The organism is Pseudomonas sp. AC239 (assembly GCF_979258545.1).
Window position 1 is genome coordinate 406,152 of sequence record NZ_OZ409864.1, and the last position, 15,190, is coordinate 421,341.

Consider the following 15,190-nt stretch of genomic DNA (forward strand, 5'->3'; position numbering starts at 1 on the left):
CCGCTCGCGCCACCCGTGAAACTCGCTAAGGCGTTAAACCGCCACCAGGCGCACGCTGGCACCTTCACCGACGCCCAGGGCTTCGGCTGCTTCCATATCCAGCGTCACCGGTTTGCCCGGCGCGTAGTCCAGCTCGAGCAACACCGCGCGGTAATCCTGCAACTGCGCGTTGGCTACCAGGTACTGGCGTCCGGCGCCTTTGACCGGCTCGCCGATCTTCACCGGCACCACGCGGCTCTGGGCGATCGAACGGATCCCGGAAACCCGTGCATGCAAGGTCGGGCCACCGTCGAAGATGTCGATGTAGTGATCAGTCTCGAAGCCTTCGCGCATCAGGATGTCGAAGGTGATCTGCGCCCGTGGATGCACCTGGCCCATCGCCTCTTGGGCGGAGTCCGGCAGCAACGGCACGTAGATCGGGTAATGCGGCATCAGCTCGGCGAGGAAGGTGCGGCTTTTCAGCCCGCACAGACGCTCGGCCTCGGCGTAGTTGAGGTCGAAGAAGTTACGCCCGATCGCATCCCAGAACGGCGAGTCGCCATTCTCGTCGCTGTAACCGACGATCTCGGTCACCACCGAATCGGCAAAACGCTCCGGGTGGCTGGCGACGAACAATAGACGACCGCGGGAATTGAGCTCGGCCCAGGGCGATCCGACCAGTTCGCGCTGCACGTAGAAACTGGTCAGCAAGCTGTTGCCGGTCAGGTCGTGGCACTGTGAGAGCACGTGGATCTTGTTGTGGATCTTCAGTTCGCGCGAGGCGTGGACGAAGGTCTCGTTGCGGAAGCTGTAGAACGGCTCCGAGTAACCGGCGGACGCGACGATGGCCGAGCAGCCGACCAGCTTGCCGGTGCTCGAGTCTTCAAGGACGAAGAAGTAACTCTCTTCACCGTTGAAGCTCACTTCGGCGGCAAACGACGCTTCGCTCGCGGCGATCTTGTCGCTCAGACGTTCCACGTCATCCGGCAAGGAAGTGACACCAATCGGGCTGTCCGCAGCCAGACGCTGTACCTCGCCCAGATCAGCCATTTGCGCGGGGCGCATCACCAGCATGGTGTCACTCCTTTCTCTCAATATTCACAGAAAAAAACACCGGACCTTGTAGGAGTGAGCCTGTGTGGCGAGGGGATTTATCCCCGTTGGGCTGCGTAGCGGCCCCTTTTCTGGGGGTGCTTCGCGCCCCAACGGGGATAAATCCCCTCACCACAGGGCTCACTCCTACAGTCGAATCTGTCCGGTATCAAAAATTGGGTTCGGCGCCCGAAAACCCCCAGGCGCCGAAAGGTCCATCAGGCTTGCGTCAACTTCGCTGCGGCGCGTTCGAAGCGGTCCAGACCGGCATCGATATCGGCGTCTTCCACCACCAGGCTCGGGGCGAAACGGATCACGTCCGGGCCGGCCTGGAGAATCATCAGGCCTTCCTGCTCGGCGGCGTTGAAGATGTCCTTGGCCTTGCCTTTCCAGGCTTCGCTCAGCACGCAACCGATCAGCAGACCGAGACCACGCACCTGGGTGAACAGGCCGTACTGCTCGCCGATCTGTTGCAGGCGGGTCTTGAACTTGTCGTGCTTGGCGTTCACACCGTTCAGCACTTCAGGGGTGTTGACCACGTCGATCACCGCTTCGGCGACGGCGCAGGCCAGCGGGTTGCCGCCGTAAGTGGTGCCGTGGGTGCCGACGACCAGATGTTTGGCCAGCGCTTCGGTGGTCATCATCGCCGCGATCGGGAAACCGCCGCCCAGGCTCTTGGCGCTGGTGAGGATGTCCGGGGTCACGCCGTAATGCTGGTAGGCGAACAGCTTGCCGCTGCGGCCCATGCCGGTCTGCACTTCGTCGAACACCAGCAATGCGTTGTTGGCGTCGCACAGCTCGCGGGCACCTTGCAGGTAGGCCAACTCGGCCGGCAGCACGCCGCCCTCACCCTGGATCGGCTCGAGCACGACCGCGCAGGTCTTCTCGGACACCGCGGCTTTCAGCGCGGCCAGATCGTTGTACGGAACGTGGGTAATGCCGGTGATCTTCGGGCCGAAACCGTCGGAATACTTCGACTGGCCACCGACGTTGACGGTGAACAGGGTACGGCCGTGGAAGCTGTTCAGTGCGGCGATGATTTCGTATTTCTCAGTGCCGAAACGGTCGAATGCGACGCGACGGGCCAGCTTGAATGCGGCCTCGTTGGCTTCGGCGCCGGAGTTGCAGAAGAACACGCGCTCGGCAAACGTGGCGTCGATCAGCTTGTGCGCCAGGCGCAGCGCCGGTTCGTTGGTGAACACGTTGGACACGTGCCACAGCTTGTTCGCCTGTTCGGTCAACGCACCGACCAGCGCCGGATGCGCGTGGCCCAGGACGTTGACGGCAATCCCGCCGGCGAAGTCGATCAGCTCGCGGCCGGCCTGATCCCAGACCCGGGAACCGGCGCCACGCACCGGAATGAAAGCGGCAGGCGCGTAGTTGGGAACCATTACCTGGTCGAAATCGGCGCGTTGTACCGCAGCGTGCTCAACGGACATCGGAGTCTCCTGAAGAGGAACACTCGCCTGGAACTGGCGAGCGATGGGGGGATTGTAAGGACAGTTTGGTGCCCGGCCTTGTCGCCAAGCGACAACTTCTTATAGCGCAAACCCCGGATTTTCCCGGGTTTACGGCAATGCGACATATAGCGTCGCAAAGGCGCAGTTTACCGGGCGCGGCCGATTTGCGGCAGGCCGCGCAGAATACCAAGTCAGCCTCGCCGCAGAGACATAAATATGTACCGCACGGTGGGCGCTTGTTGCTGATTTGCTGAGGGTTCTTCTCAACGCCAAGGAATGCTCATGCACCTGTCTGATGGCCACTCACCGACAACCTCTAGCAAGACGCCCGAACCACAACATCCGGACGAGCACTATCAACCGCTGAAAAACGCGATTCCCCAATGGCTCGGCAACACCTCGGCCTCCCGCCGCGAGGCACTGAAAAACAGCCCGGCTCTAGTGCCTGAGGCGCTCAAGTCCGCTCCCGCCGAGCAACACGCCGTGATGAAGAAACTCACTGCGACCACTATCACCGCGCAGAGCGAGGTAGACAAAAGCCTGGAACATCTGCAGGACGCCGCCGCTTTCGCCGAGCCTCTGCTCAAAGCGGAACTGAAAAACTGCTTCAACCTCGACGTGGATGTCAGAAACACCTATGTGCGCTTGTATATTCCGGTGACGACGCCGTGGTTTGCGATCAGCACGGGCGCCCGCGTCTGGACGGTATCGCTGCTGGACGCCGCGCTGCACAATTTCGAGGAGCGTGAAACCCACGGACACGCCTTCGAAGCCGCATCGACCTACACCACCGCACCATCGGCCAGCGGGCAGTTCGAGCCACTGCCGGACATCAAGGCCAGACTGAGCATCCCGGCGTTTACCCAACTGTGCCGCCGACTGGATATCGGTGCGCAGTACAAGGCCAGCCTGGAAAAAAATCTCGGTTACTCCGACCCTGCGCTCGCCTCGAGCCTGCGCGCCAAACTGGACGCCAGCGAGAAGGCCGCGATGAAAGCCGCGCTGCAGTGGGCGCGGATGCACCGTGACGTGTCGGAAAATCATTTCCGCCTGGTCGACGCCATGCTCGACGGCATGACAGGGCTCTACATCAACGATGCACCGGTGCTGTGTCATGACGTGACGATGCTCTGCGCACCACTCACCGGCATCGTCGTGTTCGCTCCGGATCTGTACCAGACGCGCAATGCCGCACGCGTCGTGGCCTATGTACCGAATGATCCCGAGCATCCGTTCAAGGAATATGCGTCCCCGGCTGAAATGCTCGTCGAGCTGACGCGCCAGTTGCGCTCAAAAGAGTACCAACAGTTCTTCAGCCGCTTCGTCAATCACGAACAGCGCGGCTACTTCTTCAGCACACTCAACAGTCGCCTGAGCGAAATCAAATGGCATCCGCACGAGCTCGGCAGCGCCCTGCCCGCCTGGCGGGAAGCGCCTGTGGAACGGCCCGATCTGCAGAGCGCGCTCGTGCCGTTTTACGATGGCCTTTTGCAACACTTGCACCAGGCCAAACTGAACAAGGTTTTCAACGATGCCCGAGTCATCGCTGTCCCGACGGCCTGGGTCGATCACCGCGTGCGCTGGGCCTTTTGGGATTCGGTGGTCAATATCCTTTCCAGCATCGCCCAGACCGCAGCCCTGATTGTCGCGCCATTCGTGCCGGTACTGGGCGAAGCGATGATGGCGTATATGGCTTACCAGATGCTCGACGAAACCTTCGAAGGCATCGTCGAATGGGCACAGGGTCGCAACACCGAAGCCATCGGGCACCTGATGGATACCGTCGAATCGATGATTCAGCTGGGCCTGTTCGCGGTGGGCGGTGCGATTGGCGCAGCCGAGTTTCGCAAGGTGCTGCCTGCAGACGTGTTGGCGTTCATCGACCGATTCAAACCGGTGAAACTGGCCAAAGGCGAAACCCGCTACTGGCAGCCCGATCTTGAACGCTACAAGCACCCACTGCGTCCGCCCGCCGACTCGCAACCCGATGCACTCGGTCTGCACGCCCACCAGGACAAGCAACTGCTGCCGCTCGACGATGCGCATTTTTCCCTGAAGCCCGCCGAGGAGCCCGGGCAGTACCGCATCGAACACCCCACCCGGCCCGACGCCTACCAGCCTGCACTCCGCCACAACGGTGAGGGCGCCTGGCACACAGAGCTCGAACAACCGCTCGAATGGGATGGCGAAACCGCACTGCGCCGCATCGGCCCGTCGGTGGAGAGCTTTTCGCCGGCCGAGCGGGAAACCATTCTGCAGGTCAGCGGCACCAGCGAAGACGCCCTGCGCAAGATGCACGTCAATCAGGAAAAGCTCCCGCCGCTGCTGGCCGACAGCATTCAGCGCTTCAAGATCGACCAGCAGCTGCAACGCTTCGTCGATCAGATGGACAGCGAAACGTCTGAAGATTTCTTGCGTGCCGATCCGGTCACCCAGTTGCAACTGCTGACCGACCATGGCCGTTGGCCGAGCAACAGGCGGCTGCGTCTGGTTGATCGCAACGGCGAACTGCTCTGGCAATCCTCCGCAGACGAAAGCCTGCCCCTGACCGAGTTGAGGCAGGATCGGCTGATCGGTGGCGACCTGCTCAAATCCTTGCTCTCCGCCCTCGACGAAGAACAAATCAAGGCGCTGCTTGACGAACCCTTTGCGCTGACCCCACCACTGGATGTCCGCAGCCAGACCCTGCGCAAGCAATTGGCCGGCCTTGCGAAAACCCACAAAAGCGCGCTGTTCGAGTCGCGCTATCAGGCGCTGCAGCGTATCGACGATCCATTGGCCCAACCGCTCAAGGCCCAGGCACCCGAGCTGCCGGCCAGCGTCACCCGCGAACTGCTCGATACCGCTACCGGCGACGAAATGTTGCAGCTGGATCAGGGTCAGGTTCCGCCGCGCCAGCAGGAGCTGCTGCAACTGGCGCGCCAGGAAGTGCGCGTCACCCGCGCCTACGAAGGACTGCAGCTCGGCTCGGTGAGCAATGCCGATTCCGATTCCCTCGCCCTGCACAGCCTCAAACTGCTGCCAGGCTGGAGCGGCGACGTGCGCATCGAAATCCGCGACGGCCGCTACGACGGCCCGGTCCTCGATAGCATCGGAAGCGAAGAGGCTCCCGAGCAGAAAGTCCTCGTGCGCAACGATGATGGTCAATATCAACCTTACGACGATCGCGGCCAGGCACTGCATTCGCTCAGTGACTTCTACTCCAGCCTGCTCTATGCGCTGCCGGACAGTGAACGCCAGAGCCTCGCCCTGCAAATCGGTGAGGGCCAGACGCTGAAAACCGCGATTCGCGAACGCACGCTGGAACGCAGCGAGTTGCGGCAGGTGCTGTCGGAAAATCCGATCAAGCCACCGATGATCGACACATTACGGATCCTGGGGGTAGAGGGTTACCCGCGGCTTCCCCCTCCAATCGTCGTGAAAGGCGAGACCATTGGCGCCCTTGAGCGCAACATAAGAACACTCTATCCAAGGATGTCGGCCGCTGAATCAAGCCGCTTCGCACAACGCATGCGCGCCAGTCCTCTGGGCTGGCGCGCGGAAATGGTCCGTTTGCAAACCGACTACCTGCAATTGCAGAACGAGCTTCAGGTCTGGGCCAACAACCCGCCCGCCCGGCACCCTCTGACAGGCAGCGCGCTCACGTCAATCGAGCGACAAGCCGAAATTCGCAACCGACGTTTATTCAGGGAACAACTGCTGCTGGGCTGGCGACGAGAGAATGTCGTCGGGATCGATGCGCAGGGCGCCGCCTCGGGCCACGCCATGTTGCTGACTCTCCGCATCATGGGTGACTTGCCGGTGATGTCGGCCGATTTCAGCCATATCACCTGGCTGGCGATCAATGGCAACACCATGACCGGTGCTTTCGACAGCTTTTTGCAGTCGTTCCAGCGGTTGCAGAGACTGGATGCGTACAATCTCAACCTGCCGAGCCTGCCTCAGTCGCTCACCTCGATGCCGGCGCTTCGCGAATTGCGCATGCGTGATTGCCGGATCAGCCTGACCACGACCACGCAATCGGTGCTCGCATCGTTACCACAACTCACCCTGCTGGACCTGCAAGGCAACTCGCTGGGCCTGCCTCCCGACCTGCACACGATGCCTTCGCTGCGTTACGTCAACTTGTCCAATACCGGACTTTACGCCGTGCCGGATGACATACTCGATCACCCGCGGCTAATCTCCGCGCAGTTCGACGGCAACCGGATCACGGGCATTCCCGAGCGGTTCTTCAACCTCGCCAGCTCCCTCAGCGATGGCTACACCTTTGCCGACAATCCATTGTCGACGGCCTCACGGGAACGGGTGAAAAACTATTACAACCACACCGGCAAATACTTTGGTGTCCGCCCCGAGACGCAAGACCTGCAACGCACCTTGAACCTGTTTCCCAATATTGACGCCGAGCAGGCTACTGAGGTGTTGTACCGGTTGCCCGGGAACTGGGCCGAGGGACGGGCGCAGTTGTCACGCTGGGAGGCAGAGCTGAGCCAACTCAATCTTGAACTGGAGCAGTGGGTCGAACAGGCTTCCGTGGCTCCGCCTGGATCGGACGAGCCGTTGAGCCCTGAAGCACAGACCCGCGAGACCAATGCAAGGCGCTCCTTTGCCCGGCAAATTCAGTTGTTCTGGCGCACCCGGACCGGGTTCGGCCGCGCTGACGAGCTGAGGGCGCGTGCCGAGTTCAGCGGCGCCATGCCCGTCCTCAGCGCCAATTTCGACCATGTGTCGCGATTGAACCTGAGCGGCAACAGCAACCTCTCCGCCATCGCTCCTTTCGTGGAACGCTTCCCCAACCTGACTACCCTGCGTCTGGACAGCTTCGCACTGGATACACCGACGCTGGCCGGAATCAGCCTGCCCGGTCTGACCGAACTGGAGCTGAAAAACTGCGGCGTGGTTCTGACCCCCGAAAACGAGGCAGCCCTGATGTCCATGAACGGCCTGCGCAGGCTGGACCTGAGCGACAACCCGCTGGGGACATTTCCCGATCTGAATCTGCTGCCTGAACTGAGGTATATCGACCTGTCCAACAGCGGTCTCACTGTACTCCCCGATGGACTGGCCACTCATCCGAAGCTGCCCATTGCGGTGCTGACCGGCAACCGCATCACCGACCTCCCCGACGCCCTGTTCGAGATCCCGGGGGCTCGCAGCGACGGCATTTATCTTTCCGACAACCCGTTCTCGGCCACGACACGCGACAAGATCAAAGCCTATTACCGCCTCCATAAGAACGATTTTGATGTGCGCGCCGATGATCAGGACATTGCCCTTGCCCGACAACTGTTTACCGGGCTCGATCAGCAACAGGCCAGCGATATGATTTACGACCTGCCAGGCGACCTGGCGGACAGTCGCATGCAGCTGGATCAATGGCGCGCAGAGCTGGAGCAGATGCAGCTCGATCTCGCGCAATGGACAGAGCAAATCACCGCCGCTCACCCGGTTACCGGGCAGGTGCTGTCGGCCGATGAATTACAGACGCAAACGGCGGCGCGAACTGCGTTCAAAGAAGCACTGGAAGCATTTTGGCGACAGCGGTCGAGCGAGACTACAGCGCGAAGCAAGTTTTTTGCCGCCGACCTGAAGTTTTTTGGCGACATGCCACGGCTGTCGGCGGATTTCAGCCACGTTGCAAGTCTGAAGCTAAACGCAAACGCTGCAATCAGTAACATCGGCACGTTCGTCGAACGCTTCCCGAACCTGCAGGCTCTGGAGCTCAAAGCCGTTGCCCTGAACGATATACCAGCATTTGTGGCGGACCTGCGCACGCTCAAGGAACTGCGCCTGCGTCATTGCGCCGTGAAGCTCACACCTGTCGGACAGGAAGTACTCAATTCCTTGCCCACGCTGAAGCTTTTGGATCTGAGTAATAACCCGCTGGCCATGGCGCCCGATTTGCGCACCATGCCGGCGCTGGTGGATGTCTTTCTGATGAATGCCGGCCTGACCGTCCTGCCCGAAGGCATTGTCGATCACCCGGTTCTGCAGTACGCGTACCTCAATAACAACCTCATCACAGAGTTGCCGGAGACTCTATTCGCAGCGAATCCACAACGCCTCGATGGCTTGTATCTGAACGACAACCCGCTGTCCCTCGCTACCCGTGAGCGAATCAAGCGCTACCATGCCAGCCACGCACACGACTTTGGGGTGAGCCCCGCGCCGGCGGACATCGCCCTGGCGCGAAAGCTTTTTCCGGGACTGAACGACTTGGCGGCCAGCGACATGATCTACCGTCTGCCCGGCACCTTGCAGGCCGGCACGGCGCAGTTGCTTCGCTGGGAAGCGGAACTCGCCCGAATGATCGCCGACCTCAATACATGGCGTGACCAAATCCCAGCCAATGATCCGTCCACAGGACAATTCTGGACGGCCGAGCAAAGAGTGGCGCAATTGGACGCCAGACAAGAATTCGCGAAGCGACTGGAACGACTGTGGCGTGGCCGACGAACCGGAAATTTGGCGTTACGCCTGGACAGGTTTGAAACGAGCGCTAAGTTTGCCGGCGAATTACCGCCGTTGAACGCTGATTTCGGCCACATTACGCATTTGCAAATTGATGGTAATCCGGGGCTGAGCGTGCCTGACGGCTTTCTACGCAGCTTCAACGGATTAAGCGGGCTGGAACTCAAAGACTTCAACCTTGGCCGGATCCCGCAGGTTCTGCAGAGCACACCGTCGCTGGAAACCCTGATGCTGAGCAAATGCCGGATCACGCTCGATGCGGCGGGGCAAGCGATCTTGTCCACGCTGGGCCGTTTGAAGGCGCTGGACCTGTTCGGCAACACTCTGGAGGCCACCCCGGACGTATCAGCGCTGACGGATCTGAGATTTCTCGACCTGATCCGGACCGGAATCGACTCTGTGCCCGCAGGGCTTGAGCGACTGCCACAGTTGAACGCCGCGTTATTGAACGACAACAACATTGCCGAGCTGCCCGGCGACCTCGTTCCTTACGCCGGGCATGGCATTGACGTAGGCGCCAATCCGCTGTCAGCGGCGTCCAGAGAACGCATCAAGGCAACTTTTCAAATGACCGCAGACAACTTTGGCGTCTGGGCCGAACCGGCCGACCTCAACCTGATGCAATCGCTGTACCCCTCGTTGACCGGCCTGGACGCCAACGACTTGTTGTACCGTCTGCCGGGCACACTGGCGGACGGACGTGTCGAACTGGCGCGCCGACAGACGGAGATGACGCGCCTGCTCACGCGACTCGATACCTGGTGCAACGAGACTGCGCACCATCCGGTTTTGCGCACGCCGCTGACCGGCGAAGCGGCGCGGCGGGAATCAGCCAGCCGAAAACGCTTCAAGGAAAATCTGGAGGCGCGCCTGCGCCGCTATCCGAAATCGCCAAAGGACAACGCGTTCGTCTGCGATCTGGCCTTCTCGGGAGAGTTGCCGCCATTGGCCGGACGCTTCGACTACATCGAACAGCTGGAACTGACCAGCACCGCCGCGTCGCCTCCCGGCGTCAATCGCCTGGTGGAGCTTTTTCCGAAGCTGAGCGTGGTCGACATCCGCAATTACCCGCTGAGGGAAGTCCCGCCGGCAATTATTGAACTGGATGCACTGACGACCCTGAGTTTGCCCGACTGCCGCCTGACGCTGCCCCAGCAAACTGCAGATGCCATCGCCGGAATGCAAAACCTCGTCTCTCTGGACTTGGGCGACAATCCGCTAGGCAACGTTCCTGCGCTGAGCAAACTGGCCAATCTGCAGATATTGCGTCTGAACAATATCGGCCTGCGCGCAACGCCCAAAGGACTGTTCGATGTGCCAGGACTGAAGTCAGTGAACCTGGCGGATAACGTCATCAGCGAGTTGCCGAGTCAGTTTCCATCGACTCCCGGCGACGTGGCGACGCACTACAACTTCAGCGGCAATCCACTGAATCCGCAGAGTCTGCAACGCCTTGAGGCTTACAACCGCGCACGGCAAATGCGCCTGCTTGAAGAGCAGGCCGGTCAGGTCAACCTGAATCCATCGCCCGATGACAGTGACGGGTCGGAGATCTCCGTCGGCGTGGAGTTCAACCGCGACAGTTAAGCCGCGATCAGCCGCGCTCTGGCGGCACTGACGACAATTCGAACGGGCTGCTGCTGCGCCGCTGGTTGCGATCTTCCCGCGGCGTGGCACCGAAGAAGTTGCGATAGGCGCTGGAGAAATGCGGCCCCGAGGAGAAGCCACAGGACAGGCCGATCTGGATGATCGACTTGCTGGTCTGCATCAACATCTGCCGCGCCTTGTTCAGGCGCAATTCCAGGTAGTACTGGCTCGGCACGCGGTTGAGGTATTGCTTGAAGATCCGCTCCAGCTGCCGACGGGATACGCACACGTGCTGGGCGATTTCGTCGGTGGTCAGCGGCTCTTCGATGTTGGCTTCCATCAGCAACACCGCTTGGGTCAGCTTCGGATGGCTGGAGCCGAGACGATTCTGCAACGGAATGCGCTGACGCTCACCACCCTCGCGGATGCGCTCAACGACCAGTTCTTCGGAAACCGCACCGGCCAGCTCCGCGCCGTGATCGCGGGCGAGCACCGCCAGCAGCAGGTCGAGCACCGACATGCCGCCGCAAGCGGTCAGACGATCGCGATCCCAGTCGAACAGATGGCTGGTGGCGATGACTTTCGGGAAGCGCTCAGCGAAATCGTCCTGCCAGCGCCAGTGCACGGCGGCGCGATAGCCGTCGAGCAGACCGAGCTGGGCCAACGGATAGACACCGGCCGACAGACCACCGATCACGCAACCGGCGCGCACCACTTGCTTGAGTGCGCTGCTCAGTGCCGGCGCGAGGGTGGTTGGTGGTTCATCAGCGAGCAGAAAGAGTTTCTGGAAGTTCTCCAGCTTGCCGGCCCAAGGCTCGCCGGGCAATTGCCAGGCGCCTTCGGCCTGTGGTTCGGCCTGCAAGAACGACAGTTCGTAAACCACGTCCGGGTGCACCCGCTGCGCAACACGTAAGGCCTCCTCCGCCAGCGCCAGCGTCAACGCTTTAGTGCTGGGCCAAATCAGGAAACCAATTCGATGGGCAGTCATGGGCGGGCAATCCGAAACGAACAACGGTGATGAAGGCATGGGCCAATGCTAGCCCGGAAATGAACACAAATCCTGAAACCAACGAAGATCAAATGTGGGAGCGAGCCTGCTCGCGAAGTCGGTGTATCAGTCAACATGATTGCTATCTGTACCACCGCTTTCGCGAGCAGGCTCGCTCCCACAAGGGATCTGAGCCAGCCAGAAGATCGCGAAGCATGACCTAATCTGGTGCACAACGGCAGCCCTGATTTATTTCAGGCTGCCCGACAGGAACTGCTGCAAGCGCTCCGACTGCGGGTTGACCAGCACTTCGCGCGGGTTGCCGCTTTCTTCGACGACGCCTTTGTGCAGGAACACCAACTGGTTCGACACTTCACGGGCGAAGCCCATTTCGTGAGTCACCACAACCATGGTGCGACCTTCCTGCGCCAGCGCCTGCATGACTTTCAGCACGTCGCCGACCAGCTCCGGGTCGAGGGCCGAGGTCGGTTCGTCGAACAGCATCACTTCCGGCTCCATCGCCAGCGCACGGGCAATCGCAACACGCTGCTGCTCGCCGCCGGACATATGCCCAGGGAATGCATCCTTACGATGGGCCACGCCAACCTTGTTCAGGTAGTGCTCGGCTTTCTCGCGGGCTTCGGCCTTGGATACGCCGAGCACGTGCACCGGCGCTTCCATGATGTTTTCCAGCGCGGTCATGTGCGACCACAGGTTGAAATGCTGGAACACCATCGACAGGCGCGAACGCATGCGCTGCAGCTGCTTGGGGTCAGCCGCTTTCAGCGCGCCGTCCTTGTTCGCCACCAGTTTCAGCTCTTCGTTGTTGAGCAGAATCTTGCCGGCGTGCGGCTGCTCGAGCAGGTTGATGCAACGCAGGAAAGTACTTTTGCCGGAGCCACTGGAGCCGATGATGCTGATCACATCGCCGGCGGCGGCTTTCAGGGACACGCCCTTGAGCACTTCGTGACTGCCATAGCGTTTATGCAGGTCTTGGACTTCAAGTTTGTACATGCGGTCGGTTCTCACAAAAACAGTCAGTCAGTCGTTGAGCAAGCGCCCGTGACGCAGCGCTTCGCGCCCCGCCACCTTGGCCAGCCAGAAACCGGGTTGGGCATAGCGCAGCCGTTCAATGGCGAACAGCACCCCGGACGTACCAGCACATACCGTGCTGACCCGATCGGACACAGGGTCGATCACTTGAAAAATCTCGTCGCCCGCCTCGACCCATTCGCCGGGCTTGCGGGAAAAACTCACCACACCGGGGTGCGGCGCAAACAGCAATTCAGTGCCTTCGAACGGCATGCCTTCGCACGGTTCGAAGGCCGGGTTCGGGCACTCGCCAGTGATCAGGCCCTGCTCGGCGAGAAACGCGAGAATGCCTTCGGCGTAAGCCTCGGCTTCGACGCGGCCGGTGTCGGCCTGCCCGCCCAGCTCGATGGTCGTCGCCAGGCATGCCAAAGGAATCTGCGCGTCGGGGAACTGCCGCGACAGGCGCAGCCACGGCAACGAGCAGGCTTCGTCGAAGGAGCTGCCGCCGGAATCTTCCGCGAGCAAACCGACCTTGACGTTCAGGTGCGCCGACAATGAACGCCACTGCGGCCAGTGCTGCGGCAGCGCATACATGTGCAGCGCGGCTTCGGCATCGCAGTGCAGGTCCAGAACCACGTCGGCGGTGCAGGCGTGGCTGAGCAGCACACGCTGCATGCCTTGCAACTGGCTGCTCGCTTCGGGCAAACCGGCCAGGTGGTCGGCCATGGCCTGACGGATGAGGCGCACGTTGGCATGCGGATCATCGCCGAGCCTGTCGCCCAGTGCCGCCGCTACCGGCGCGCTGAGCTCGACGAAGTCACGGTTGAAATTCTTGCCGCTGCCCGCCTCGAAACGGCCCTGGAAATTGCCTTGCAGCAATTGCCCGAGACCCAGAGGATTGGCCACCGGCACCAGCTCGATCACACCGTTGAGCAAGCCCTGCGCTTCGAGCTCGCCGAGGCGCTTTTTCAGCTCCCAGGCGGTGCGCATGCCCGGCAGTTCGTCGGCGTGCAGGCTGGCCTGAATGTAGGCCTTGCGCTCGCCGCTACCGAAACGGAAAACCGAGACTTTGCGCTCGCTGCCCAGGTGGCTCCACGGCAATACGTGGTCGATGCGTTGCATATCAGTGCTTCCGTGGCGCGAGGTAGCTCAACCAGCGACGCTCGGCCAGTTTGAACAGCTTGACCAGAATGAAGGTCAGGCACAGGTAGAACACGCCAGCGGTGATGTACGCCTCGAACGGCAGGTAGAACTGCGCGTTGACGGTTCGTGCCGCGCCAGTAATGTCGATCAGCGTCACGATCGACGCCAGACTGGTGGTCTGCAGCATCATGATCACTTCGTTGCTGTACTGCGGCAGCGCGCGGCGCAGGGCCGACGGCAGCAGAATGCGCTTGTACAGTTTGAAGCGCGACATGCCCATGGCCTTGGCCGCTTCGATCTCACCGTTCGGCGTAGCCTTGAGGCTGCCGGCGATGATTTCCGCGGTGTAGGCGCTGGTGTTGATCGCAAAAGCCAGACACGCACAGAACGTCGCGCTCGACAGCCACGGCCACAAGAAGCTTTCGCGCACCGCTTCGAACTGGGCCAGACCGTAGTAGATCAGGAACAGCTGCACCAGCATCGGCGTGCCACGAATCACGTAGGTGTACAGCCACGCGGCGCCGTTGACGAGCGGGTTTTTCGAGACGCGCATCAGCCCCAGGGGCAACGCCGCGAGCAAGCCGAAGAACAGCGACAGCGCGAGCAGTTTGAGGGTGGTCAGCAGGCCGCCGAAGTACAGCGGCAGTGCCTCCCAGATGACGTTGTAGTCGAAGATCATAGATCAGCCGCCCTTACGCCTACCGAGTAGCGCTTCTCAAGGTGACGCAATGCCAGCAACGAGACACTGGTGATTACCAGGTACATCGCCGCCACCGCGAGGAAGAAGGTGAAAGGCTCACGCGTGGCATCCGCCGCCTGCTTGGCCTTGAACATCATGTCTTGCAGACCGACCACGGAAATCAGCGCGGTGGCCTTGGTCAGTACCAGCCAGTTGTTGGTGAAGCCGGGAATTGCCAGGCGAATCATCTGCGGCACCATCACCCGGAAGAACACCTGAAAACTGCTCATGCCGTACGCCATGCCTGCTTCGGCCTGGCCCTTGGGGATCGCCATGAACGCACCCCGGAACGTCTCCGAAAGGTACGCACCGAAGATGAAACCGAGGGTACCGATACCGGCGGCCAAAGGATTCAGATCGATGTAGTCGTCATAGCCAAGCATTGGCGCAACGCGGTTGAGCAGGTCCTGACCGCCGTAGAAGATCAGCAGGATCAGCACCAGATCGGGAATGCCGCGGATCACCGTCGAATACAGGTCGCCCAGCCACGCCAGCCAGCGCACTGGCGACAGGCGCAACGCGACACCGATCAGCCCGAGAACGATGGCCAGAGCCATGGACGACAAGGCGAGCTGAAGCGTCAGCCATGCGCCATCGAGGATGACAGCCCCGTAGCCTTTCAACATGATTCAGGTCCTCGAAAGTTGGGATGAAAAAATGGCGCAAACCGCAGAGATTCTGTTGCTTGCGCCATTT

The 15,190-nt window shown here is 61.1% G+C and carries 8 protein-coding genes; 1 reads left to right on the top strand and 7 read right to left on the bottom strand.

Going from position 1 to position 15,190, the window contains the following annotated elements; all coding sequences use genetic code 11:
* Positions 1-33: 33 nt before the first annotated feature.
* The gene (gene aruF, locus ACZ0AZ_RS01910; RefSeq protein ID WP_024014015.1) at positions 34-1,053 is read right to left on the bottom strand and encodes an arginine/ornithine succinyltransferase subunit alpha; all 1,020 of its coding nucleotides are present in this window, start codon (positions 1,051-1,053) and stop codon (positions 34-36) included.
* Positions 1,054-1,289: 236 nt separating this feature from the next.
* Positions 1,290-2,510: an aspartate aminotransferase family protein gene (locus tag ACZ0AZ_RS01915; protein ID WP_039757957.1), complete on the bottom strand. Its 1,221-nt coding sequence runs from the start codon at positions 2,508-2,510 to the stop codon at positions 1,290-1,292.
* 303 nt (positions 2,511-2,813) lie between these two features.
* Between ACZ0AZ_RS01915 and ACZ0AZ_RS01920 the strand changes: the two genes are divergently transcribed.
* Positions 2,814-10,592 carry a dermonecrotic toxin domain-containing protein gene (locus tag ACZ0AZ_RS01920; RefSeq protein WP_463538613.1) on the top strand — a complete coding sequence of 2,593 codons (7,779 nt, stop codon included), beginning with the start codon at positions 2,814-2,816 and terminating at the stop codon, positions 10,590-10,592.
* Positions 10,593-10,599: 7 nt separating this feature from the next.
* Here ACZ0AZ_RS01920 and argR read toward each other — a convergent pair whose 3' ends face one another.
* The 5 genes from argR to ACZ0AZ_RS01945 form a co-directional block, all read right to left on the bottom strand.
* Positions 10,600-11,580 carry a transcriptional regulator ArgR gene (gene argR, locus ACZ0AZ_RS01925; RefSeq protein WP_129997444.1) on the bottom strand — a complete coding sequence of 327 codons (981 nt, stop codon included), beginning with the start codon at positions 11,578-11,580 and terminating at the stop codon, positions 10,600-10,602.
* Positions 11,581-11,829: 249 nt separating this feature from the next.
* Positions 11,830-12,594 (bottom strand): ABC transporter ATP-binding protein, encoded by a 765-nt coding sequence (locus ACZ0AZ_RS01930; RefSeq protein WP_003227281.1) that lies wholly within the window; start codon positions 12,592-12,594, stop codon positions 11,830-11,832.
* Between the two features lie 27 nt (positions 12,595-12,621).
* Positions 12,622-13,734: a succinylglutamate desuccinylase/aspartoacylase family protein gene (locus ACZ0AZ_RS01935; RefSeq protein WP_039757964.1), complete on the bottom strand. Its 1,113-nt coding sequence runs from the start codon at positions 13,732-13,734 to the stop codon at positions 12,622-12,624.
* Position 13,735: 1 nt separating this feature from the next.
* Positions 13,736-14,434, bottom strand: coding sequence for an ABC transporter permease (locus ACZ0AZ_RS01940; RefSeq protein ID WP_016773584.1), 699 nt, complete (start codon positions 14,432-14,434; stop codon positions 13,736-13,738).
* On the bottom strand, positions 14,431-15,120 hold the full coding sequence (locus ACZ0AZ_RS01945; RefSeq protein ID WP_016773583.1) for an ABC transporter permease: 690 nt from the start codon (positions 15,118-15,120) through the stop codon (positions 14,431-14,433). The genes ACZ0AZ_RS01940 and ACZ0AZ_RS01945 overlap by 4 nt, the downstream gene beginning before the upstream one ends.
* Between the last annotated feature and the right edge of the window lie 70 nt (positions 15,121-15,190).